Annotated in this window: 22 protein-coding genes and 1 riboswitch; of the genes, 15 read left to right on the plus strand and 7 right to left on the minus strand. The window is 63.5% G+C overall.

Features of this window, described 5'->3' with window-relative positions; genetic code table 11:
* Nucleotides 1–66 precede the first annotated feature (66 nt).
* Nucleotides 67–642, minus strand: coding sequence for a cob(I)yrinic acid a,c-diamide adenosyltransferase (gene cobO, locus FIU81_RS15285; RefSeq protein ID WP_254696065.1), 576 nt, complete (start codon nt 640–642; stop codon nt 67–69).
* A gap of 131 nt (nt 643–773) precedes the next feature.
* A riboswitch (cobalamin riboswitch) is annotated at nt 774–975 on the plus strand.
* A gap of 76 nt (nt 976–1,051) precedes the next feature.
* Here cobO and FIU81_RS15290 point away from each other — a divergent pair.
* The 9 genes from FIU81_RS15290 (at nt 1,052) to FIU81_RS15330 (ending at nt 10,535) form a co-directional block, all read left to right on the plus strand.
* Nucleotides 1,052–1,417, plus strand: coding sequence for a DUF1636 family protein (locus tag FIU81_RS15290; protein ID WP_124110226.1), 366 nt, complete (start codon nt 1,052–1,054; stop codon nt 1,415–1,417).
* Complete coding sequence (gene cobW / locus FIU81_RS15295; RefSeq protein ID WP_124110225.1) at nt 1,410–2,459, plus strand: cobalamin biosynthesis protein CobW; 1,050 nt, start codon at nt 1,410–1,412, stop codon at nt 2,457–2,459. Before FIU81_RS15290 ends, cobW begins: the two co-directional genes overlap by 8 nt.
* A gap of 148 nt (nt 2,460–2,607) precedes the next feature.
* On the plus strand, nt 2,608–5,865 hold the full coding sequence (cobN, locus tag FIU81_RS15300; RefSeq protein ID WP_124110760.1) for a cobaltochelatase subunit CobN: 3,258 nt from the start codon (nt 2,608–2,610) through the stop codon (nt 5,863–5,865).
* Nucleotides 5,866–5,936: 71 nt separating this feature from the next.
* The gene (locus FIU81_RS15305; protein ID WP_124110759.1) at nt 5,937–6,971 is read left to right on the plus strand and encodes a cobalamin biosynthesis protein CobG; all 1,035 of its coding nucleotides are present in this window, start codon (nt 5,937–5,939) and stop codon (nt 6,969–6,971) included.
* Nucleotides 6,961–7,590 (plus strand): precorrin-8X methylmutase, encoded by a 630-nt coding sequence (locus tag FIU81_RS15310; protein WP_124110224.1) that lies wholly within the window; start codon nt 6,961–6,963, stop codon nt 7,588–7,590. Before FIU81_RS15305 ends, FIU81_RS15310 begins: the two co-directional genes overlap by 11 nt.
* Complete coding sequence (locus FIU81_RS15315) at nt 7,587–8,312, plus strand: precorrin-2 C(20)-methyltransferase (protein WP_124110223.1); 726 nt, start codon at nt 7,587–7,589, stop codon at nt 8,310–8,312. The genes FIU81_RS15310 and FIU81_RS15315 overlap by 4 nt, the downstream gene beginning before the upstream one ends.
* Complete coding sequence (cobJ, locus tag FIU81_RS15320; RefSeq protein WP_124110222.1) at nt 8,309–9,055, plus strand: precorrin-3B C(17)-methyltransferase; 747 nt, start codon at nt 8,309–8,311, stop codon at nt 9,053–9,055. Before FIU81_RS15315 ends, cobJ begins: the two co-directional genes overlap by 4 nt.
* Complete coding sequence (gene zapE, locus FIU81_RS15325) at nt 9,052–10,116, plus strand: cell division protein ZapE (protein ID WP_413816239.1); 1,065 nt, start codon at nt 9,052–9,054, stop codon at nt 10,114–10,116. The genes cobJ and zapE overlap by 4 nt, the downstream gene beginning before the upstream one ends.
* On the plus strand, nt 10,116–10,535 hold the full coding sequence (locus tag FIU81_RS15330) for an EVE domain-containing protein (protein WP_124110220.1): 420 nt from the start codon (nt 10,116–10,118) through the stop codon (nt 10,533–10,535). The genes zapE and FIU81_RS15330 overlap by 1 nt, the downstream gene beginning before the upstream one ends.
* Here FIU81_RS15330 and FIU81_RS15335 read toward each other — a convergent pair.
* Nucleotides 10,532–11,578, minus strand: a complete 1,047-nt coding sequence (locus FIU81_RS15335) for an FUSC family protein (RefSeq protein ID WP_124110219.1) — start codon at nt 11,576–11,578, stop codon at nt 10,532–10,534. The genes FIU81_RS15330 and FIU81_RS15335 overlap by 4 nt on opposite strands.
* A 42-nt stretch (nt 11,579–11,620) precedes the next feature.
* Nucleotides 11,621–11,962, minus strand: coding sequence for a DUF2853 family protein (locus FIU81_RS15340; RefSeq protein ID WP_124110218.1), 342 nt, complete (start codon nt 11,960–11,962; stop codon nt 11,621–11,623).
* A gap of 203 nt (nt 11,963–12,165) precedes the next feature.
* Here FIU81_RS15340 and FIU81_RS15345 point away from each other — a divergent pair, with 203 nt between their 5' ends.
* From FIU81_RS15345 to lysM, 3 genes are all read left to right on the plus strand, one after another.
* The gene (locus tag FIU81_RS15345) at nt 12,166–12,603 is read left to right on the plus strand and encodes a universal stress protein (protein ID WP_124110217.1); all 438 of its coding nucleotides are present in this window, start codon (nt 12,166–12,168) and stop codon (nt 12,601–12,603) included.
* Nucleotides 12,604–12,614: 11 nt separating this feature from the next.
* Nucleotides 12,615–14,147: an alanine/glycine:cation symporter family protein gene (locus FIU81_RS15350; RefSeq protein WP_124110216.1), complete on the plus strand. Its 1,533-nt coding sequence runs from the start codon at nt 12,615–12,617 to the stop codon at nt 14,145–14,147.
* 92 nt (nt 14,148–14,239) lie between these two features.
* A complete protein-coding gene (lysM, locus tag FIU81_RS15355; protein WP_124110215.1) occupies nt 14,240–14,662 on the plus strand; it encodes a peptidoglycan-binding protein LysM in 423 nt (140 codons plus the stop codon).
* Nucleotides 14,663–14,720: 58 nt separating this feature from the next.
* Here the strand turns inward: lysM and ahcY are convergent, their stop codons facing one another.
* A complete protein-coding gene (gene ahcY, locus FIU81_RS15360) occupies nt 14,721–16,112 on the minus strand; it encodes an adenosylhomocysteinase (protein WP_124110214.1) in 1,392 nt (463 codons plus the stop codon).
* 98 nt (nt 16,113–16,210) lie between these two features.
* Between ahcY and FIU81_RS15365 the strand changes: the two genes are divergently transcribed.
* Entirely contained in the window at nt 16,211–16,804 is a 594-nt protein-coding gene (locus tag FIU81_RS15365; protein WP_124110213.1) for an HD domain-containing protein, read from the plus strand.
* Nucleotides 16,805–16,807: 3 nt separating this feature from the next.
* Here the strand turns inward: FIU81_RS15365 and FIU81_RS15370 are convergent, their stop codons facing one another.
* From FIU81_RS15370 to FIU81_RS15380, 3 genes are all read right to left on the minus strand, one after another.
* Complete coding sequence (locus tag FIU81_RS15370; protein ID WP_124110212.1) at nt 16,808–17,491, minus strand: calcium-binding protein; 684 nt, start codon at nt 17,489–17,491, stop codon at nt 16,808–16,810.
* Between the two features lie 91 nt (nt 17,492–17,582).
* The gene (locus FIU81_RS15375) at nt 17,583–18,137 is read right to left on the minus strand and encodes an ActR/PrrA/RegA family redox response regulator transcription factor (RefSeq protein ID WP_124110211.1); all 555 of its coding nucleotides are present in this window, start codon (nt 18,135–18,137) and stop codon (nt 17,583–17,585) included.
* A 71-nt stretch (nt 18,138–18,208) separates the two neighbouring features.
* Nucleotides 18,209–18,835: an SCO family protein gene (locus tag FIU81_RS15380; RefSeq protein ID WP_124110210.1), complete on the minus strand. Its 627-nt coding sequence runs from the start codon at nt 18,833–18,835 to the stop codon at nt 18,209–18,211.
* 66 nt (nt 18,836–18,901) lie between these two features.
* On the opposite strand from FIU81_RS15380, the gene regB reads away from it, so the two are divergent.
* Entirely contained in the window at nt 18,902–20,278 is a 1,377-nt protein-coding gene (regB, locus tag FIU81_RS15385) for a sensor histidine kinase RegB (protein ID WP_124110209.1), read from the plus strand.
* A 48-nt stretch (nt 20,279–20,326) separates the two neighbouring features.
* Nucleotides 20,327–21,886, plus strand: a complete 1,560-nt coding sequence (locus tag FIU81_RS15390; RefSeq protein ID WP_124110208.1) for a PAS-domain containing protein — start codon at nt 20,327–20,329, stop codon at nt 21,884–21,886.
* Nucleotides 21,887–21,889 lie beyond the last annotated feature (3 nt).

Here is a 21,889-nt window from a genome sequence, read left to right on the forward strand (position 1 = left end):
CATCTTTTTTTCGTAGCTGAGAAATCCAGCTACGAAAAAAAGTCGTGAATGCGCGCAGGCGCAGGGTCAAAACTCCACCCCCTTCTGCGCCATCACACCATCACGGAACGGGTGCTTCACCAGCTCGAACTCAGTCACAAGATCGGCCGCCTCGATCAGCTCCGGCTTCGCGTTGCGCCCCGTCAGAACGACATGGGTCATCCGCGGCTTCTGGTGCAGCAGGAAGTCCACCACCTCGTCGATATTCAAGTAATCGTAGCGTAACGCGATGTTGATCTCGTCCAGCAAAACGAACTGCACACCGGGATCGAGGATCTCGCGCTTCGCGATCTCCCACCCGGCCTGCGCGGCAGCGATGTCGCGCTCGCGGTCCTGCGTTTCCCAGGTGAACCCCTCTCCCGACACGAAGAACCGGCAGTCGTCGGCGAACCGCTCGCGCAACAGCTTCTTTTCGCCCGTCTCCCAGTTGCCCTTTACGAATTGCACCACCGCGCAGGGCATCCCCCATGCGATGCAGCGCATGACCATCCCAAAGGCCGACGACGACTTACCCTTGCCCTTACCGGTATGGACGACGATCAGACCTTTCTCTTCGGTCTTCGTCTCCATCATCTTGTCGCGCGCGGCCTTGATCTTCTTCATCTTGGCGTTGTGGCGCTCAGCCGTACCATTTTCGTCGCGGCGCGCGGTTTCATCATCGGCACCGGGAGGCGCGGTTTTATCGGCTTGTGCGGTCGGATCGTCCATCGCTTGACTCCGTGGCGGTATACCCCCCATGTCTCACCCGCGCTGGTGCCCGTTGCAACGGGTGAAAAGGGAATGGGGCTGTTCTACCGCAACAGACCTCAGCCGCCCCCGCGACCGTGACCGGAGAGGTCGCCCGATCCACTGGCTGACACCGGGAAGGGGGGCGATCGCGGGCCAACTGGCCCACATCCGCAAGCCGGGAGACCTGCCAGCACGAGTGAATGGATCGGACGGGGTGTGCCGATGCCGGGATTGGGCCATGGCCCCGCCTCGCGCGTTTACCCCGTCCCTGTAAGGGTGCGACATGAGCGAGCCGGAACTTCTGATCTGCGTGAAATGCCGCCGCGGCATCGACCAACCCGGAGAGGAACGCCGCCCCGGCAAGGTGCTGGCCGACCGCGTGGCCGCCGACTTGCCCGATGGCCTGCGCCTGATCGAAACAGAATGTCTGTCGAACTGCGACCGGGGCTGCTCGGTGGCTCTGCGTGGTCCGGGCCGGTGGACATTCGTCTACGGCAACCTCACGGAAGAAGACGCCGAAACCGTGATCCATGGCGCATCCCTCTACGCAGGCGTCGCCGATGGACTTGTGCCCTGGCGCGAACGCTCCGAACACTTCAAGCGCAACTGCATCGCGCGTATCCCTCCTTTGGAGTCCTCCAATGACTGATCTGTCGAAACTCCCCGTCACCGTCGTCACCGGCTTTCTGGGCTCGGGCAAAACGACCCTGATCCGCCACCTGATGGCCAATCCGGGCGGCCGCCGCCTTGCCGTTGTCGTCAACGAGTTCGGCGACGTGGGCGTGGATGGAGAGATCCTGAAGGGCTGCGCCATCCCCGACTGCCCGGCCGAGAACATCGTTGAACTCGCCAACGGCTGCATCTGCTGCACCGTCGCCGACGACTTCATCCCCACGATCGAAGCTTTGATGAAGCTCGACCCCCGCCCCGATCACATCCTGATCGAGACGAGCGGCCTGGCACTGCCCAAACCGCTGCTAAAGGCGTTCGACTGGCCCGATATCCGCTCGAAGATCACCGTCGATGGCGTGATCGCTCTGGCCGACGCCGAAGCCGTCGCCGCAGGCCGCTTTGCCCCGGATGTGGACCGCGTAAACGCCCAGCGCGAAGCGGATGACAGTCTGGATCACGAAACCCCGCTGTCCGAAGTCTTCGAAGACCAGATCTCCTGCGCCGACATCGTGCTGCTGACCAAGCCCGACCTTGCCGGCCCTGAGGGCGTGGCCAAGGCCCGCGCGATCATCGAGGCCGAAGCTCCCCGAAAACTGCCCATCGTCGAAGTGGCCGAAGGCGCGGTGGATCCCCGCGTGATCCTGGGGCTGGAGGCAGCGGCCGAAGACGACATGGACGCCCGTCCCAGCCACCATGACAATGCGGACGATCACGATCACGAGGATTTCGAAAGCGTCGTCATCGACCTGCCCGAAATCACCGATCCCGCCGATCTTGTCGCCAGGATCGAGGCGATGGCCAAAGAGCAGAACATCCTGCGTGTGAAGGGCTACGCCGCCGTCGAGGGCAAGCCCATGCGCCTCCTGGTCCAGGCCGTCGGCGCGCGCGTGCGGCACCAGTACGATCGCCCCTGGGGCAGCGATCCGCGCCGGGGCCGGGTGGTCGTCATCGCCGAACACGACGACATCGATCCGGACGCCATCCGCGACGCCCTGATCGCCACCGAACCCGCCGAGTGACCATGAGCGTGCGCCGCCCCTTCTTTGTTTTCCCAAATACTCCGGCCGAACGGTCCGGGAAGGCGAGACGACAGCGCAACGCGAGGCGCGCGCCACTCTCTCCATGCGCGGGGCGCGCGCAACCTTCCCCATGCGCGGGGCGCGCGCAATGCATGTGATCTTCCGCGAAAGTCACGGGCTGGAGGAAACCGACACCCCGACCGATCTGGGCCAAACACCCGCCGATCTGGTGGTCCTGTCGTTCTCGGACTCCGACCTTGGCGCCTTCGCGGAAGGGTGGAGGCGAGGACGCGACGGCCTGCCGACCCTCCGCCTCGCGAACCTGTCCGCCCTGCGCCATCCGCTGTCCGTCGACACCTACGTCGAGCAAACGCTTGCAGGCGCGAAAGGCATCTTGATCCGTCTGATCGGCGGCGCGCCTTACTGGTCCTACGGACTTCAACAGGTGCAGGCCCTCACCCGCCGCCATGGCGTCGCGCTGGCCGTTCTGCCCGCTGACGGGCGCGCGGATGAAACGCTGGACGCCGCTTCTACCCTGCCCGTTTCAACCCTGCGCCGCCTGCAACATCTCTGCGACACCGGCGGCGCGGTGGCCGCACAAGCCGCGCTGCAGCAGATGGCGCTTGCGAGCGGTCTCTATGCGGGTCCGGTACGTGGGCAGAAGGCTCTGCCGATGGTGGGGGCGTGGCTCCCCGAACACGGTCCATGTTGCCCAGTGGTGACGTCGGACCCCAAGACTGCCGAACGAACCAAGGGGCGGGTGCTTCTAACCTTCTACCGCTCATGGCTTGTTGCCGCCGATCTGGAACCCATCGCCGCGCTGATCGAAGCGTTCCGCGCCCGGGGTTTCGAGGCTCTGGCCCTCTTCGCCCCATCGCTCAAAGCGCCGGACGCGGCTGGCTGGTTGCGGCGGCAGGTAGCACATTGGAAGCCGGTCGCTATCGTCAACGCCACGTCCTTCTCGGGTCGCGGAGATGATGGGACCTCTCCACTCGACGCCGCCGGATGCCCGGTGTTTCAGGTGGCACTGTCAACTTCTACACACACCGTCTGGGCAGATGCGGAACGGGGCTTATCGCCTGCGGACCTTGCGATGCATGTGGTCCTGCCGGAAATGGACGGACGCCTGATGGCCGGCGTCGTGTCCTTCAAGGAACCCGGTGCGCGCGATGACGACCTGCAGTTCGCCCGCTTCGCCCACCGCCCCGTGCCAGACCGAATCGAGGCCGTCGCCGACCGCGTCTCTGCCTGGGTCACACTGCGCGACCGACCAGTGGCCCAGCGCCGCGTCGGACTGGTTCTGTCCAGTTATCCGGGCCGCGACTGGAACATGGCGCATGCGGTGGGTTTGGATGCGGTAGCCTCCGCCAGCGGTATTCTGACCGACCTCGCAGAAGCGGGCTATGATCTGTCCGACATCCCGGACCTGCCCGCCCGCCTTGCCGCGCGCGACGTCGCGTGGCCTGTCGCCGACTACGAGGCCGCCCTCGCTACCTTGCCGGGAGATCTCCGCGCGGACCTACTCGCCGCGTGGGGACCGCCCAAGACCGACCCGGATGTAGCAGACGGCGCCTTCCGTTTCGCCGCGATCCCAACGGGCACCAGCATCGTCGCCCTGCAACCTGAACGCGGCGACGTCGCGCAAAAGGACGACGACTACCACGACCTGTCGCGCACCCCGCGCCATGCCTACGTCGCCTTTTACCTGTGGCTGCGCACCCGCGCCGACGCCATCGTGCATCTGGGCGCGCACGGCACGCTGGAATGGCTGCCGGGCAAGGCCGTCGCCATGTCTGCCACCTGCTGGCCAGAGGCGCTGATCGGCGATCGGCCCGTGATCTATCCCTTCATTGTCAACGATCCCGGAGAGGCCGCGCAAGCCAAGCGTCGCATCGGCGCGGTTACGCTGGGCCATGTTCCGCCGCCGTTGAAACCTTCTGGCACGCCGGAACGGCTGGCGCATCTGGAGGCGCTGCTGGACGAATTCTCCAACGCCGACGGACTGGACCCCAAACGCCGCGACCGCTTGCAGGGTGACATTCGGGCAGAGGCGCAATCGCTGGGCGTGGAAGACGACCTTGGCCTCGACGCCGTCAGCTGCAGCGCAGAGGCCATCGGGCGGATCGACCGGTTCGTCTGCGATGTGAAGGAAGGCCAGTTCGGCGACGGCTTGCACATTTGGGGCCACGCCAATGCGTTCGACGATGGCATGGGCGAACGGCATGCGCTGCTGGATGCGCTCGATGGCAAGTGGATCGCGCCGGGGCCGTCGGGCTCTCCCTATCGCGGGCGGACGGACGTGCTGCCGACGGGCCGCAACCTGTTCACCGTGGATGCCCGTGCGGTGCCGACACGCTCGGCCTACGCGCAGGGGCAACGTCTGGCAGACGAGTTGGTGCGCCGCCACTTGCAGGACGAAGGCGACTGGCCGCGCACGCTGGTGGTGGATCTTTGGGGAAGCTCGACCATGCGCACGGCGGGTGAAGATTTCGCCATGGCGCTGGCGCTGATGGGCGTGCAGCCCGTCTGGGATACGGGATCGGAACGGGTCAGCGGCATCGAAGTTCTGCCCATCGCAGAGCTGGATCGGCCCCGCGTGGACGTGACTTTGCGCATCTCCGGCTTGTTCCGCGACACGTTCCCCGGCCTGTCCCGTCTGCACGGTCAAGCGGTTACGGCACTGGCGGCACGAGACGAGGCCCCGGACTGGAACCCCTTCGTCGGCACGGCGGGCGCGCGGGTCTATGGCCCTGCGCCTGGACAGTTCGGGCTGGGTCTCGACTCGCACGATTACGGTGAGGCTGGCCGCGCTGCGGCTGGGGAGGCTTGGCTTGCCAGCAGCGCATGGGCGCACGACGGTGCCGACCCCGTGCGGGATTCCGAGGGCTTACGGGCCCGTGTCGTCGCCGCTGAAGGTTTCGTCCACACGCAAGATCTTGCTGAAACCGACCTTCTGCTGGCGGGCGACTACGCAACCCACGAAGGTGGGTTCGCCGCTGCGCAATCCGTGACGGGCGGCGCAGCGCGGCTATGGCATCTGGATAACACCGATCCTGCGAACCCCCGCACCCGCGACCTGAAGGAAGAGATCGCCCGCGTGGTTCACGCCCGCGCCGCCAATCCCGACTGGATCGCGGGTATGATGCGGCATGGCTTCCGGGGCGGTGCCGAAATCGCGGCGACGCTGGAGCACATGGCCGCTTTCGCGCAACTGGCCGATGCCGTGGCATCGCATCTGTTTGATGCTTACCACGATGCGACGCTTGGGCAGGAGGTTGTCGTGGACTTCCTTCAGGATGAGAATCCGCAGGCATTGCAGGCGCTGCGCGATCGGTTCGCGGCCTTGCACGACGCTGGCCTGTGGCAGACGCGGCGCAATTCAATTCTGGCAGAGCTGGCGCGATGACCGACCAGACGGCCAGGGTATTTTCAAAAGCAAAGAGCGTGAAGGGATGGTGTCCCGGTGCGTTACGGCCCATGCGATCCGGCGATGGGCTGGTGGTCCGCGTGCGGCCCCGGCTGGCACGGTTGTCGCGTGAGCAGGCGGTCGGGCTGGCCGATCTGGCGGGGCTTCACGGGTCAGGCATCGTCGAGCTGACCCGGCGCGGGAATGTGCAGCTTCGGGGCGTATCAGAGGCCACGTTGACGCCGTTGCAGAAAGGTCTGGCGTTGCTGGGTCTGCTGGACACCGATCCCGGAACCGAGACGAAGCGCAATATCCTGACGACCCCGTTCAGCGCCGCCGAAGATATGAGCGAACGCATCGGGACGACTATCGAGGCTCGGCTCGGTGAGCTGCCGGAATTGCCGGCCAAGTTCGGGTTCATTGTGGATTGTGGAGAGACGCCCGTGTTGGCGGGCGATCCGGGCGATATCCGGATAGAGCGTGCTCCCGGCGGAGTCGTGGTTCGGCCCGACGGAGGCAGCGGCACGGTCACGGCCGAAAACGCAGCACCTGACGCTGTGATCGCCCTAGCGCATTGGTTCGCGCGTCACCGTACGCCGGACCAGAGGCGGATGAGAGACATCGCGGCGGGCGAGGCTGCGCCCATCATACCTGCCGGTGAACGGCCAACGCCCGGGCAGTCTCGCTTCGGACCCATGGTCGGCGTCGCCTTCGGCCAGATGGACGCCACCCTGTTCGCCGCTGCCGCGCGTGCGTTAGACAGCCTGCGCATCACGCCGTGGCGTATGTTGATCCTGGAAGGCGCAACCGCGATCCCGGACGGCTTTATCACCGCGCCCGACCCTATCCTGAGCGTCGACGCCTGCCCCGGCGCGCCGTTCTGTGCCGAAGCCACGGTGGAAACGCGGGACATTGCCCGTCTGATCGCGGGGCGCGCCGACAGCATCCACGTCTCTGGCTGCGCCAAGGGATGCGCGCGCTCGGCCTCGTCGGCCGTTACGCTGGTGGGCCGCGATGGCCGGTTCGACCTTGTCAAAGAGGGCTGCGCGGGCGACACGCCCTGCGCGACCGGGATCGCACCAGAGGATGTTCCAGATGCCCTATGATTACGAGAAGAACGGCGCTGCGATCTACAAGCAGTCCTTCGCCATGATCCGTGCGGAAGCGGACCTGGCGCGCTTCGACAAGGACGCCGAGCAGGTCGTCGTGAGGATGATCCATGCCGCAGGCCTCGTCGGGTTGGAAGAACACGTGCGCATCTCTGACGGGTTCGTCCCCGCAGCCCGCGCCGCACTTGAGGCTGGTGCCCCGATCCTGTGCGATGCGCGTATGGTCAGCGAAGGCGTCACACGCTTTCGCCTGCCCGCAGAGAACGCCGTGATCTGCACCCTCAATGACCCCCGCGTGCCCGAAATGGCGAAAGAGGCCGGTAACACCCGGTCCGCGATCGCGCTGGAGCTGTGGCGGCCGCATCTGGCAGGCGCGGTGGTGGCCATCGGCAACGCGCCGACTGCGCTGTTCCACTTGCTGAACATGCTGGAAGATTCCGATTGCCCACGTCCCGCCGCGATTATCGGCTGCCCCGTCGGTTTCGTCGGCGCGCGCGAGTCGAAGGACGCACTTTGGGCTGACCAGCCGGTGCCGTCGCTGATCGTGGAAGGCCGGTTAGGCGGCAGCGCGATCACCGTCGCCGCCGTCAACGCCATCGCGAGCCGTGCCGAATGACAGGCCGTCTGATCGGTGTCGGCCTTGGCCCCGGAGACCCGGAGCTGATGAGCGTCCGTGCCGACCGCCTTGTGCGCAGGGCAGCAACGGTCGCCTACTTTCGCAAGGCGGGTCGGGCAGGACGGGCGCGCACGCTGATCGACGGGCTGCTACGCGATGACGTCGAAGAGATCGCTATGGAATATCCCATCACAACCGAAATCGCGGTGGAAGACCCCGCCTACAACGCCGCACTATCTGCTTTCTACGAAGAGGTCGCAGCCGACCTGCGCGCGCGGATCGAGGATGGCGAAGAGATCATGGTGCCGTGTGAGGGCGACCCGTTCTTCTATGGCTCTTTCATGCACCTCTACACCCGGCTGAAGGACCACGTGCCCGTCGATGTCGTGCCCGGTATCACGGGCATGTCGGCGGCGTGGACAGCATCGGGCGCTCCGATCACTTGGGGCGACGACGTGCTGTCGGTGGTGATGGCGACGCTGCCCGAGGACGCTTTGGCCCGCACCTTCGCAGAGACCGACGCGCTGGTGGTGATGAAGATCGGGCGCAACATGGACAAGGTGCGCCGCGCGTTGCGCCAAGCGGGCAAGTTCGACCGCGCATGGCTGGTGGAATGTGCGGCGATGGCCGAGCAATGCGTGATGCCGCTGGCCGAAGCGGAAGGCCGCCGCGTCCCGTATTTCTCTATCGTGCTCGTCCACGGACAGGGCCGCCGTCCGTGATCGGTTGGGTGCGCATCGTAGGCCTTGGGCCGGGGGATGAGGCCCTGTGGACGCGACAGGTCAGCGACACGCTGGCGCAGGCGACCGATGTCGTGGGCTACATCCCTTACGTGAACCGCGTGGCGGATCGCGACGGGTTGGTGAAACACGCAAGCGACAACCGGCTAGAGGTCGACCGTGCGCAACAAGCCCTGACCATGGCCACCGAAGGGCGGCGCGTTGCCGTCGTCTCATCCGGCGATCCCGGTGTCTTCGCCATGGCCAGCGCGGTGTTCGAAGCGGTGGAGGCCGGGCCACCCGAGTGGCGCGCGCTCGATATCCAGGTGCAGCCCGGCATAACCGCGATGCTCGCAGCCTCCGCCGCTTGCGGAGCGCCGCTGGGCCACGACTTCTGCGCCATCAACCTAAGCGACAACCTTAAGCCGTGGGAGGTGATCGAACGCCGCCTGCACTTGGCCGCCGAGGCCGACTTCGCCATGGCGTTCTACAACCCCCGCTCTGCCAGCCGCCCCGAAGGCTTCGCCCGCGCGCTGACCGTGCTGAACGAAGCCTGCGGCGACAACCGACCGATGATCTTCGCGCGCAATGTCTCCTTGCCCGACCAGACCATCCGCATCGTGCCGCTACCCGATACCACCCCGGACATGGCCGACATGCGCACGGTCGTATTGCTCGGATCATCCCGAACGCGGATCATCGAACGGGACGGCGCGCCTATCGTCTACACACCCCGGAGCATCTGATGCGCTTCGAAGATATATACGCCGAAGAGATCGCAGCGGGTCAGATTGAAGCCGACCCCGCGCAGGAAGTCATGCTGCCGGAGTTCACGCGGCTGGCCGATGCACTGGCAGAAAAGCCGAAGCGCGGGTTCTTCCGTAGCAAGCCGGAAGCGCCGAAGGGATTGTACCTTTGGGGCGGCGTCGGGCGGGGCAAGTCGATGCTGATGGACCTGTTCCACAAGCACGTCACGGTTGAAGGCGGGCAGCGTCGGGTGCATTTCCACGCCTTCATGCAGGACGTGCACAAGGGGATTGCCGCCGCGCGCAAGAAAGGCGTCAGCGATCCGATTCAGACGGTGGGTGAAGATATCGCCGACGGTCTGCGCCTGCTGTGTTTGGATGAAATGCAGATCGGAGACATCACCGACGCCATGATCGTGGGCCGTTTGTTCGAACGGCTGTTCGCCGGGAATGTGGCCATCGTCACCACGTCGAACCGGCCCCCGGACGATCTGTACAAGGACGGCCTGCAACGCGACCGTTTCGTGCCCTTCATCGATCTGCTTAAGAAACGGATGGAGGTGGTGCACCTGACCTCTCCCCGCGACTGGCGGCAGGATCGGATCGCAGAGGCGGAAACCTACTTCACCCCAGCCAACGCCGACGCCCACGCCGAGATGGACGTGCTGTGGGACAAGTTGACCGGCGGCGCGGCGCCGGAAACGCTGTCCTTTGAAGTCTCGGGTCGGACCGTCGAAATCGACCGCTATTCCAATGGCGTCGCGCGTGCGGGGTTTTGGGAGTTATGCGGCAAGCCGCTGGGCGCTGCCGACTACCTGGCGCTGGCCGAGCGTATCCGGGTGCTGATGCTGGAGGACGTACCGCGCCTGTCGGGCGACAACTACAACGAAGCAAAGCGCTTCGTCACCCTGATCGACGCGCTCTACGAGGCCCGCAACCGTTTGGTCATGTCCGCCGCCGACGTGCCGGAATCGCTTTATGCCGAGGGCACCGGTAGCTTCGAATTCGAACGCACCGCCTCACGCCTGCGCGAGATGCAATCGGAAGGATGGGGAAGCTGATGCGCTACTGGTTGTTCAAATCCGAACCCTCTGACTGGTCGTGGGATGATCAGGTGGCAAAGGGCGACGCCGGAGAAGAATGGTCCGGCGTGCGCAACTATCAGGCGCGCAACATCATGCGGCAGATGGCGGTGGGCGACCGGGGGTTCTTCTACCACAGCCAGTCCGACAAGGCCTGCGTCGGCATCGTCGAGGTAATGGCAGAGGCCGCTCCGGACAGCACCGACGACAGCGGCAAATGGGAGTGCGTGACGGTAAAGGCGGTCCAGCCCTTGCCGCAGCCCGTCACGCTGGCGCAGGTGAAAAACACGCCGGAACTGGCGGATATGGCGCTGGTGAAGTCGATGCGCCTTTCGGTCCAGCCCGTCAGCGAAGACGAATGGCGGATCGTCTGCCGCATGGGCGGCTTGGGCGACTAGCCCGCCCGCGTAGCCGAAGCCCGCGCGTTGGGGTCGCGCTGTCCCTGCGGAGACGGCTCTTCAATTCCGGCTTCTTGCAGCGCCTCCAATGCGCCGGGTGCGAACAGGCGCAGCACGGTCCAGCCGATCAAACCCAAAGCAATCGTCATCGCGGCCGCAGCGGCCATGGTGCCGATACGCTCATAAGCCAATTGGTTCACTTCCGTCACGAGTGCCAGAACCTCTATCACCGCGACGGTCAAAAGCGTGGTGAAGATCGTGTAGCTATAGGGCAGCATCCGGAACCCGAGGATCAAGCAGGCCGCGCCCAAAGTCACAAGAAGGGCGGTCGATCCCGTCAGCAGTGCGACACCGACCGCGATGGCCGTTCCGATGATGGTGCCGACCGTCCTCTTGATCGTGCGCGAGAACAGCTCTCCGTGCGGAGGCAGGACGAGGATTACGAAGGTCAGCGGAAACCAGAAGCCGTGCTGCCCGAAGAACAGATTGCCCACGTAGACGGACAGTGTGATCCCCACTGCAAGTGCGACGCCGAAGACCATCGCGTAGGACTCACTTTCGGGGTCTTCGGTGCCGGTCGAGCACTGCTCCCCGAACCACCAGACCACCGCCTGCGCCCAGATCATCGCAAGGATGAACACGCCGAACAGAATGGGTAGATCGACGCCCTGCAGGATTGATGATGTAAATAACGGCCAGGTCAGCAATCCCCGGATCGCGGCCTTGGCCATGCCGAAGGACCCGCAGATTCCTACCATGATCCCGAGCCACGGGGCGACCAACAGTGCCATTTCCGGCTGCCCCAAGGACAGCAGCCCCGCCATACCCATCACCAAGGTGACCAGCGTGCCCACCTTCAGCCCTGCGTCTTGCGAGGCCAAGCAGGCAGGCATCGCGGCGACGAAGGCGACGGCGCCGGGACGGCCAAGGAAATACACCGCCACCACGGCAGGCAGGACCATGGCGACGACCATCATCGTCACCTTGCGCCACGGCATGGGCGCGTCGCTTTCGAACAGCGCGGCGGTCAGTCGGTTGGCCATCTGTCGCAGATAGGTCCCCACCGCGCCGTTACGAGACAGACGTTACTTGTAGACGGCTTCCTTGCCGAAATGCTTGGTCAACAGGTAGTAAACGACCGCGCGATGCTTGTTACGGTTCGACCGACCGTAATCCTCGATCACCTTCTGAATGCCGCCCATCAGGCTTTCGCTATCGGCCAGACCCAGCTTCTTCATCAGGAAGTTCTTCTTGATGGTGTTCAGCTCTTCTGTGTCCGAACCGGCAACGGTGGACGCATCTTCGTTGTAGATCGACGGGCCGCAGCCGATGGTCACTTTGCGCAGCAGGTCCATGTCAGGCTCGTGCCCGACCTTCTCACGCAGGTCAGCGGCGTATTTCTCGATCAGATCGTCGCGTCGGCTCATGGTGGTGTCTCCCTCTTCGTCCCTTCGCGGCTTTCTGCCGCATGCACGGACCCTAAACGCCAAGATTCCGTGCGGGAAGGAAAATGTCCTTTTACGTGCCATGCATCACGCTCTGTAAACTTGGAAACGCTTGACCGAGGGGGAAATCGGGGTGCAGCGTCGTATATCCGCCCGCTCGGGGCCCATCGGGAAGGGACAAACCCATGTCGCAGGAAACCTTCGTCGTCGCCTATGATGACGACACCGCCGACACCGGCGTACTGGATTGCGCCATCGCCCGCGCGCAGAAGTCAGGCGCAAAGCTTCTGATCATCCACGTGCTTGAGTGGTCACCCTACAGCTTTCTAAGCCAGGAAGAACTAGCCGCGCGCGGCAAGCGCCGGGCAGAGGAACTGGACCGTGCGCGCGACCACGTGATTGCCCCGGCGCTGGAGCGTGCGAAGACCGCAGGGGTCGAGGCAGAGGGCGTGACCAAGCACGGATCGGTTGCCGATCTGGTAGTGCGCACGGCCCGCGACGCATCGGCGGCCTTCATCTTCGTGGGCCGCTCCGGCTCTGGCGAAGCGCGCGCCCGTATCTTCGGATCGGTGCCACTGGCCATTGCGCAGGTCGCAGACATCCCAACCGTCATCGTTCCCTGAAGGAGACTGTCATGAAGTATCTCGCACCGCTCTTTCTGGCGCTGACGACTGCCCTGCCCGCCCGCGCGCAAGGCATCGACGAGACGATCAACACGATCTTCGCCGACTACACCGGCTGGTATGTCAGCCTGATCTTCGCGAACCTTCCTGGCACCAATTTCTCTTGGATCGCCCTTTGGCTTGTCGTCGGTGCGGTGGTCTTCACCGTTTACTTCGGCGCGATCCAGTTTTCGGGCTTCATGCACTCGATCCGGCTGGTGAAAGGCGACTTCTCCGATCCCAACGACGCCGGAGAGGTCAGCCACTTCCAAGCCCTCGCCACCGCTCTTTCGGGAACCGTCGGCCTTGGCAACATCGCCGGTGTCGCGGTCGCTGTCAGCATCGGCGGACCTGGCGCGACGTTCTGGATGGTGATCGCTGGCCTTTTTGGCATGGCGACGAAATTCACCGAATGCACGCTGGGCGTGAAGTATCGCAATGAATATCCGGATGGCAGCGTCTCTGGCGGACCGATGTACTACATCGTCAAGGGCTTCAAGGAACGTGGCCTGCCCTTGGGTGGCTTCATGGCGATCGTGTTCAGCTTCTTCACCATTCTAGGCGCACTGGGCGGCGGCAACATGTTCCAGGCCAACCAGGCCCACGCGCAACTGTCGACCGTGCTGGGCGACTATCCCGGCTGGATCACCGGGGTCGTCATGGCGATCATCGTGTTTCTTGTGATCGCGGGAGGCCTGCGGTCCATCGCGAAAGTGACAGAGAAGGTCGTGCCGTTCATGGGCGTCTTCTACGTGTTGGTCTCGCTGGCGATCCTGGTGGTCAACGCGGATGAAATCCTGTGGGCGTTCGGTCAGATCTTCCAAGGGGCGTTCACCGGACTTGGCGTCGCGGGCGGCTTTACAGGCGCGCTGATCCAAGGCTTCCGCCGGGCCGCCTTCTCGAACGAAGCGGGTATCGGCTCGGCAGCCATCGCGCACTCTGCCGTGAAAACGAAGGAGCCTGTGACCGAAGGCTATGTCGCCCTGCTGGAGCCGTTCATCGACACCGTGGTGATCTGCACGATGACGGCTCTGGTCATCGTCATCACGGGCGTGCTGCAGCAAGACACTGCAACGGGCCTGTATATGTGGAACGAAGAGGCGGGCCGTATCGCCACCGAAGGCGGCGTGACCGGCGTGGAACTGACCAGCGCCGCCTACGCACAGGCGTTCAGCTGGTTCCCGCCACTGCTGGCCATATCCGTGGTACTGTTTGCATTTTCGACGATGCTGTCATGGAGCTACTACGGGCTGAAGGCGTGGACCTATATTCTGGGCGAAGGCAAGGCGAAGGAACTGACGTTCAAGGTCATCTTCTGCCTGTTCATCGTGATCGGAGCTGCCGCCAGCCTTGGCCCGGTGATCGACTTCTCGGATGCCATGCTGTTCTCGATGGCGATCGTCAACATCATCGCGCTCTATTTCCTGATGCCCATCGTGAAGGGCGAGCTGTCGCGTTACCAAAAGCGGCTGCGGTCAGGTGAGATCAAGAAGTACGAAGGCTGACCCGCGCAAGGATCACACGAGCGTGATGCATATTCCGGCTGGGATGATAGCGTCTCGCTCGTGATTCGAATCAACGCATAGGGATGCAGACAATGGGACTTCTCAATTTCGTTAAGAACGCCGGCAAGAACCTTTTTGGCGGCAAAGCCGAAGCGGCGACAGCCGATACGCTGCAGAAGGAAATCAGCGATCTGGGCCTCGACGCCAGCGGTCTGGATATCCAGGTCGACGGTGACAAGGTCACGGTGAACGGCACGCCCAAGGATCAGGAGACCAAGGAAAAGGTCCTTCTCGCGCTGGGCAACGTGGAAGGCATCGCCTCGGTCCAGGACGACGCCGATGGCGACCTGCCGACCACCCACACTGTCGAAAAGGGCGACAGCCTTTGGAAGATCGCCGAGGCCACGCTGGGCGACGGCGCGCGCTACCAAGAAATCTTCGAGGCCAACAAGCCGATGCTGTCCGACCCCGACAAGATCTACCCCGGCCAAGTGCTGCGCATCCCGGCCAAGTAAACGACAAAGGCCCCGAACGCTGGTTCGGGGCCTTTTTCTATCCGCAGGTCTGCAGAGATCAGTAGCGGTAGTGCTCGGGCTTGAATGGGCCTTCGGGCGTGACGCCGATATAGGCCGCCTGCTCCGCGTTCAGCTTGGTCAGCTTGGCACCGATCTTCGCCAGATGCAGCGCGGCGACCTTCTCATCCAGATGCTTGGGCAGGATATAGACGTCGTTGGTGTATTCGCCGCCGTTCTTCCACAGCTCAATCTGCGCCAGAACCTGGTTGGTGAACGAGGCCGACATCACGAAGGACGGATGGCCGGTGGCGTTGCCAAGGTTCAGCAGGCGGCCCTCGGACAACAGGATGATGCGATTGCCCGAGGGCATCTCGACCATGTCCACCTGCTCCTTGATATTCGTCCACTTGTGGTTCTTCAGGCTGGCGACCTGAATTTCATTGTCGAAGTGGCCGATGTTGCCGACGATCGCCATGTCCTTCATCGCGCGCATGTGCTCGATGCGGATGACGTCCTTGTTGCCGGTAGTGGTGATGAAGATGTCGGCGGTGTCGATCACGTCTTCCAGCAGAACGACCTCGAACCCATCCATCGCGGCCTGCAGCGCGCAGATCGGATCGACTTCGGTGACCTTAACGCGCGCGCCGGCACCCTGCAGCGACGCGGCAGAGCCTTTGCCAACGTCGCCGTAGCCCATGACGACAGCGACCTTTCCGGCCATCATCGTATCGGTGGCGCGGCGAATACCGTCGACGAGCGACTCCTTGCAACCGTACTTGTTATCGAACTTCGACTTGGTGACGCTGTCGTTCACGTTGATCGCCGGGAAGGGCAGTTGGCCCTTCTTCTTCAGGTCGTACAGGCGATGCACGCCGGTCGTCGTTTCCTCGGACACGCCCTTGATCTGGTCGCGCATCTTTACGAACCAGCCGGGGCTTTGCTTCATGCGCTTCTTGATCTGCGCGAAGACGGCTTCTTCTTCTTCGGACTGCGGCACTTCGATCAGATCGGTCTCGCCTTCTTCAACACGTGCGCCGAGCAGGACGTACAGCGTTGCGTCGCCACCATCGTCCAAGATCATGTTCGGGCCGTCTTCGAACTGGAACGAACGGTCCAGGTAATCCCAATGCTCGACCAGGCTTTGGCCCTTCACGGCAAAGACCGGCACACCCGACTCCGCGATCGCGGCAGCGGCGTGGTCCTGCGTGGAAAAGATATTGCACGACGCCCAGCGCACATCGGCGCCCAGCGCGGTCAGCGTCTCGATCAGAACGGCGGTCTGGATCGTCATGTGCAGCGAGCCGACGATGCGCGCGCCCTTCAGCGGCTGCGCGTCGCCATACTCTTCGCGCGTGGCCATCAGACCGGGCATCTCGGTCTCGGCGATATCCAATTCCTTGCGGCCGTAGGCGGCGAGTGAAATATCCTTGACGATGTAATCTTCTGGCATGATCCGGTCCTATGATAACGGAGTTGGCAGGCCCTTAGCACCGAGGGGCGATTGCCTCAACGCTCATGAGCGTCGCGTTTCAGAAACGGACAGGATATATGGCGAAACAACCCCGCGCGTGGCAACGGATGCTGTCCGGTCGCAGGCTTGACCTGCTGGACCCGACGCCCGTGGATATCGAGATCGAGGATATTGCCCACGGGCTTGCGTTCGTCGCGCGCTGGAATGGGCAGACCAAGGGCGATTTCGCCTACTCGGTGGCCGAACATTCCCTACTGGTCGAGACGCTGTTCACCCGCATGGCGCGCGACGTCACACCACAGTGGCGGCTGGCGGCCCTGCTGCACGATGCGCCAGAATACGTCATCGGGGACATGATATCTCCGGTGAAGGCGGCGGTGGGCCCGGGCTACGGCGCGCTGGATGACAGGCTGACGGCGGCGATACACCTGCGCTTCGGCCTGCCCGCGACAATCCCTGTCAAGGTGAAACGCCAGATCAAGGCAGCCGACAAGGTATCCGCATGGATGGAAGCCGTTCAGATCGCGGGCTTTTCACAATCCGAGGCGACGCGGTTCTTCGGACACCCGGATCCGGCCGTCATGGAAGGGCTAGATATCGTTCTGCGGCCGCCGAGAGACGTGCGACAAGCGTTCACCGATCGCCACGCCGAATTGCTCGCCGAAATCTAAACACTACCCAAGCCAGACAAACCCGTCGTCGAACTGGATCTGCGCTACGCCGACCAGCAGGTCACTGCCCTGATCGCCGACCAGATCGGTAACGCGGACGCCGTCATCGCAGGTCTCGACCTGGAAATCACTGGCGTCACCTGCGTAAAGGGCGGTGACAAAAGCATTTTCTGCAAGGATCGTATCGTCACCCGCGCCGCCCGAAACCGTACCAGAGGCATAGCGGAACACGAACATATCGTTCCCCGCGCCGCCAGAGGTTTCAAACTCTCCGTAGGCCACGGCCACGCAGTCATCGCCAGCGCCGCCGTCTATCGTGCCGCTGGCATACCGCGCCACAATCAGATCATCGCCCGCGCCTCCAGACAGTCGAGCAGAGGCATATTCAGCGACCAGTACGTCGTTGCCCACGCCGCCGCTCAGACTGCCCGAGCCAAAGCGCAGCGCCATGCGGTCGTCGCCCGCACCGCCATCCAGTTCGAACTCTCCATAGGCAGCCGTTACAACATCGTCGCCCGCGCCTGCGTCGATATCCATTCGTCCGAACCGCGCCTCGATCCGGTCATTTGATCCGGTGCCATCCAGCGATGCGATCGTGTGCTCTGCGCGCAAAGTCACATCGTTGGGATTCTCTTCAAAAATGAAGCAATCGGCGTTCAACCAATCGTCGATTATGCTGATATTCATGGCTGTGCCTGTAATCTGTTGCGCGTTCCGAAACAGTTAAACCCCGCGCGCATGACTGACGCGGGGCACAAACATGGCCATTTCAGGATGGTTAACGCGGGCTGCGCTTCGACAGGATGCGTTGCAGCGTGCGCCGGTGCATCGAAAGACGGCGTGCGGTTTCAGAGACGTTACGGTCACACTGCTCATAGATGCGCTGGATATGCTCCCACCGCACGCGATCTGCCGACATCGGGTTCTCTGGCGGCGGCGGCAGGTCTTCCCCGTTGGCCATCAAAGCCGCGGTAATCTGGTTCGCATCGGCGGGCTTCGACAGATAGTCGGTCGCACCGATCTTCACGGCGGCGACAGCGGTCGCGATGGCACCATAGCCGGTCAGCACGACGATCCGCGCGTCCTCGCGCTTGGCGCGGATGGTCTCGACGATGTCCAGACCGTTGCCATCCGCCAATCGCAGATCAATGACGGCATAGGCCGGTGTCTTGCGCATCGCCTGCGCCCGCCCGTCCGCAACGCTTTCCGCCGTTTCCACGGCAAACCCACGCTTCTCCATCGCGCGGGCAAGACGTTTCAGAAACGGCTCGTCATCATCGACGAGCAGCAGTGAAGGATCGGGGCCAAGATCGAGTGCTCCGGTGTCTTCCATCGAAATCACCTACAGAAATTTGTCCCAACTCAGGTAGGCGCAGCGGCAAACAGGTCAAATGACGTGCCAGCCTATCCCAGCTGGCATGCGATGGCGTCTGCCACCTCTTGCGACGTCTCGCCGCTGCCCGCCGCACCCGGCGCGCCCCGGAAGTAGGCGATCGTTCCGTCCTCTGGCGTGACCAGATAGCTGAAGACCGAATGGTCCATCAGGTAGGTGGCATCGTCCTCGCCACGCCGCTGCCCGTAGACGCGATAGGCCTGCATTGCTTGCCTGACCTGCGCGTCAGACCCGGTCAGCCCGATCATGTCCTCGTGCATGTATCCGGTGAACTCTTGCACGATCTCGGGTGTGTCACGCATGGGGTCTATGGTGATGAAGACCGGCGTCACGTCGATCCCCTGTTCGGCCAGCAGGTCCACCGCCTCGGCGTTGCGCGCCGCGTCGAAAGGACACACATCGGGGCAGAAGGTATAGCCGAAATAGATCAACGTGGGGCCGTCGATCACATCGGTGTTGGTCACCGTCTCGCCTTCGCCGTTCACCAGCTCGAACGGTCCGCCCAGCGCATCGAAGCCACCGGCCACGGAATTGACGTTGCAAGGATCGCCGCCCTGACGCGACCAGACGATAAGCGCGGTGCCCGCGATCAGGCATACCACACAGACGGCGGACAGGATGGCGGCAAGACGGGTCACGGCGGGCTCCGATCATGGGACAACGCCGCATTGATCCCATATCATCCGTCGCTACAACAGGGCCTGATGACACAGGCCGTACCCGATCCGCTGGACCCGCGTCTGGCCTTCAGCCGCCGCGCGGACTGGGTCCGCGTCCGTACGCTTGTCCTGCTGCGCTGGATCGCGATCGCCGGACAGATCATCGCTGTCGTGGTCGCCATGCAGCTCTTCGGTTTTTCGGTGCAGATCGGCCTCGTCACCGTCGTCATTGGTGCGGCTGCCATCACCAATCTGATGGCAACGCTGGTTTTTCCGGAGAACCGACGGCTATCCGAGCGCGAACTCGTCGGGCTGCTGGTCTTCGACATGATCCAGTTGGCGCTTTTGCTGACGCTGACGGGCGGGCTGAACAATCCCTTTGCGCTGCTGGTTCTGGCACAGGTCGCCATCGCCGCAACGGCCCTTCCCTATCGCGCCACGATCCTGGTGTGCGTGGTCGGCATTTTGGCAACCACCTCTGTCGGATTCTTTCACGCCCCCCTACTGCTGGTCACGGGCGAGGTTTTGGAACTGCCGCCCCTATTCCAAGGCGGCTTCTGGGTCGCGATCGTGATCGGCATCACCTTCCAGGCCGGTTACGCTCACCGCGTCGCCAGTGAAGTGACGGCGATGGGCGACGCCCTGACCGCCACCCAGATGGCCCTATCGCGTGAACAAAAGCTGACGGATCTGGGCGGTGTCGTCGCTGCGACCGCCCATGAACTGGGAACGCCGCTGGCCACCATCGCCGTTGTCTCGGCCGAACTGGTGCAAGAACTGGACGACGACGATCAGCGCGCGGACGCTCAGCTGATCCGCGACCAAGCCGAACGCTGCCGTGTGATCCTGCGAGAGATGGGGCGCGCCGGGAAGCAGGACACGCATATCCGCATCGCGCCCATGGAAAGCGTCGTTCAGGAGGCCGCCGAACCGCATCTGGATCGGGGGATCGACGTGCGGATCGAAGCGCGTGCAGAACCCGGCCACGACCCGTCGCACCCATCCGTGCATCGACTGCCAGAGATCATCCATGGCCTGCGCAACCTCGTGCAAAACGCCGTCGATTTCGCGACGACCACGGTCTGGGTCGATCTGCGCTGGTCGGAGTCGACGATTACGATCCGTATCGCCGACGATGGGCCGGGCTATCCCCCCGACATGCTGCCGCGCCTGGGCGATCCGTTCCAGCGCCAGCGCCAACACAGTCGCGAGGAAAGCGGCAATCGGCGCAGCTATGACGGTATGGGTCTTGGCCTGTTCATCGCAAAGACGCTTCTCGAACGGTCAGGAGCCGAAACAACCTTCGCCAATGGCGTCGACAGCCGCAGGAAGGGGGCGGTGGTGTCGGTCGTTTGGCAGCGTGATGCGATTGCAATCGCACACGATCGTCCAGCGCTTTCCGAAAATATGCCAACCGCCTGAAAGCGTAGCCTCGCGTTAACGGTGGTTTAACCGAATCCCGGCAATGTGATGGGAGACATCGCTAGCAGGGGACTTTCCGTCGTGCTGACCGATCCAATCACACTTGTGGCCCTCGCCGCAGCTGGCTCTGTTCTGGTCGCGCTTAGCGCCATCTTCCTGCTGATCCGCTTTGGGCTTCGCCCCGCCGCGTTCCCCGAAGTCTCTGGCCGCACGGTCTTCCTGCTGCGCCAGGACCGGGTTATCGACGCGTCGCAAGCGGGCAGTGACATTCTGGACGGCTTGGGTCCGGATGGCTGGACCGCGCAGCGCATCGTCGGCTGGTTGTCAGAGCTGTTTCCCGAACTACCGACGCACCTGTCGCAAAAGAATACGCCCCGCTCCGGCGCTTTGATCGGGCAGGACGGCATATCCCGGCTGAAGCTTGCGGCGGACGGCGACTGCCTGCGCCTTACGCTGACCAATGACGGAAACGAGCGTGTTCAAATGGACCGCATCCTGCACAACGCGATCCAGACGGAACTGGAAACCTTGCGCAGCATGACCGACACGCTGCCGATACCGGTCTGGAAATGCGATGCCTCTGGGCGCATCCTGTGGGTGAACCGTGCCTACATGGACCTGGCGGACGCCGCCGATCTGTCCTCGCAATGGCCACCGGCCCCATTGTTCGATCTGAACGGCGCGGTTCCCGGCCAGGTGCGCCGTCTGCAACTGAACGGCCGGTGGTTCGACTGTACCGTCAGCGGCATCAAGGATGGTCCCGTTGTATCTGCGGTGCCTGTAGATGACCTCGTGGCCGCGAAGAACGCCTTGGAAACTTTCAAACAGACGATGTCGCGCACCTTCGCGCAGCTGATGGTGGGCCTTGCGATCTTCGATCACGAACGAAGACTTGCAGTCTTCAACCCCGCACTGCTTGACCTTACGAAGCTGCCCATTGATGTGCTGATTGCAAAACCCTCTCTCGAGTCTTTCCTCGATGCCCTCCGCGCGCGCCAGATGATGCCCGAGCCGCGCGACTACGGCACGTGGCGGGACAAGATCATCGACGTGGAAACAGCAGCGCAAAACGGCACCTATTCCGAGCTTTGGCACCTTCCGGGCGGCAGAACCTACCGCATCACCGGGCGACCGCAGACCGATGGTGCTTTCGCCCTGTTGTTCGAGGATATCACGGCCGAGATCGATCTGACGCGTCGCTTCCGCGCCGAGATAGAGACGACGAACGCCGTCATCGACGCTCTGCCAGATGCCATCGCCGTCTTCGACGCAACCGGTACAATGACCGTCAGCAACCAAGCGTATGACCACTTGTGGGGCACCGCGACGCAGGATCGCATTGATACGGTTTCGCTGTCAGAGGCGCAGCGCACCTGGTGCGCACGCGCTGAGATTCCGAACATCGAGGATTTGATCGCGCAGACAGTCGAGGCCAGCGCCCGACCCGCAGCGGACGTTCGGATGGATGACGGGCGACGCCTGACCGTGTCGGTTCAGAAGTTGGTCGGCTGCGCGACGATGATCCGCTTCGTTCAGCACTCTGCCGCGATCAGCACGATCATGCCCGCCCGCGCGCACGCGCAGATCGAAAGCCGTTTGAAGGCGTAAACG

Origin of the sequence: Palleronia sp. THAF1 (assembly GCF_009363795.1) — a bacterium.
Taxonomy (GTDB): Bacteria; Pseudomonadota; Alphaproteobacteria; order Rhodobacterales; family Rhodobacteraceae; genus Palleronia.

Coding starts and splice junctions, on each gene's coding strand:
- cobO (WP_254696065.1), bottom strand. CDS start 642: ATGAAGAAGATCAAGGCCGCGCGCGACAAGATGATGGAGACGAAGACC.
- FIU81_RS15290 (WP_124110226.1), top strand. CDS start 1,052: ATGAGCGAGCCGGAACTTCTGATCTGCGTGAAATGCCGCCGCGGCATC.
- cobW (WP_124110225.1), top strand. CDS start 1,410: ATGACTGATCTGTCGAAACTCCCCGTCACCGTCGTCACCGGCTTTCTG.
- cobN (WP_124110760.1), top strand. CDS start 2,608: ATGCATGTGATCTTCCGCGAAAGTCACGGGCTGGAGGAAACCGACACC.
- FIU81_RS15305 (WP_124110759.1), top strand. CDS start 5,937: ATGCGATCCGGCGATGGGCTGGTGGTCCGCGTGCGGCCCCGGCTGGCA.
- FIU81_RS15310 (WP_124110224.1), top strand. CDS start 6,961: ATGCCCTATGATTACGAGAAGAACGGCGCTGCGATCTACAAGCAGTCC.
- FIU81_RS15315 (WP_124110223.1), top strand. CDS start 7,587: ATGACAGGCCGTCTGATCGGTGTCGGCCTTGGCCCCGGAGACCCGGAG.
- FIU81_RS15330 (WP_124110220.1), top strand. CDS start 10,116: ATGCGCTACTGGTTGTTCAAATCCGAACCCTCTGACTGGTCGTGGGAT.
- FIU81_RS15335 (WP_124110219.1), bottom strand. CDS start 11,578: ATGGCCAACCGACTGACCGCCGCGCTGTTCGAAAGCGACGCGCCCATG.
- FIU81_RS15340 (WP_124110218.1), bottom strand. CDS start 11,962: ATGAGCCGACGCGACGATCTGATCGAGAAATACGCCGCTGACCTGCGT.
- FIU81_RS15345 (WP_124110217.1), top strand. CDS start 12,166: ATGTCGCAGGAAACCTTCGTCGTCGCCTATGATGACGACACCGCCGAC.
- FIU81_RS15350 (WP_124110216.1), top strand. CDS start 12,615: ATGAAGTATCTCGCACCGCTCTTTCTGGCGCTGACGACTGCCCTGCCC.
- lysM (WP_124110215.1), top strand. CDS start 14,240: ATGGGACTTCTCAATTTCGTTAAGAACGCCGGCAAGAACCTTTTTGGC.
- ahcY (WP_124110214.1), bottom strand. CDS start 16,112: ATGCCAGAAGATTACATCGTCAAGGATATTTCACTCGCCGCCTACGGC.
- FIU81_RS15365 (WP_124110213.1), top strand. CDS start 16,211: ATGGCGAAACAACCCCGCGCGTGGCAACGGATGCTGTCCGGTCGCAGG.
- FIU81_RS15370 (WP_124110212.1), bottom strand. CDS start 17,491: ATGAATATCAGCATAATCGACGATTGGTTGAACGCCGATTGCTTCATT.
- FIU81_RS15375 (WP_124110211.1), bottom strand. CDS start 18,137: ATGGAAGACACCGGAGCACTCGATCTTGGCCCCGATCCTTCACTGCTG.
- regB (WP_124110209.1), top strand. CDS start 18,902: ATGACACAGGCCGTACCCGATCCGCTGGACCCGCGTCTGGCCTTCAGC.
- FIU81_RS15390 (WP_124110208.1), top strand. CDS start 20,327: ATGGGAGACATCGCTAGCAGGGGACTTTCCGTCGTGCTGACCGATCCA.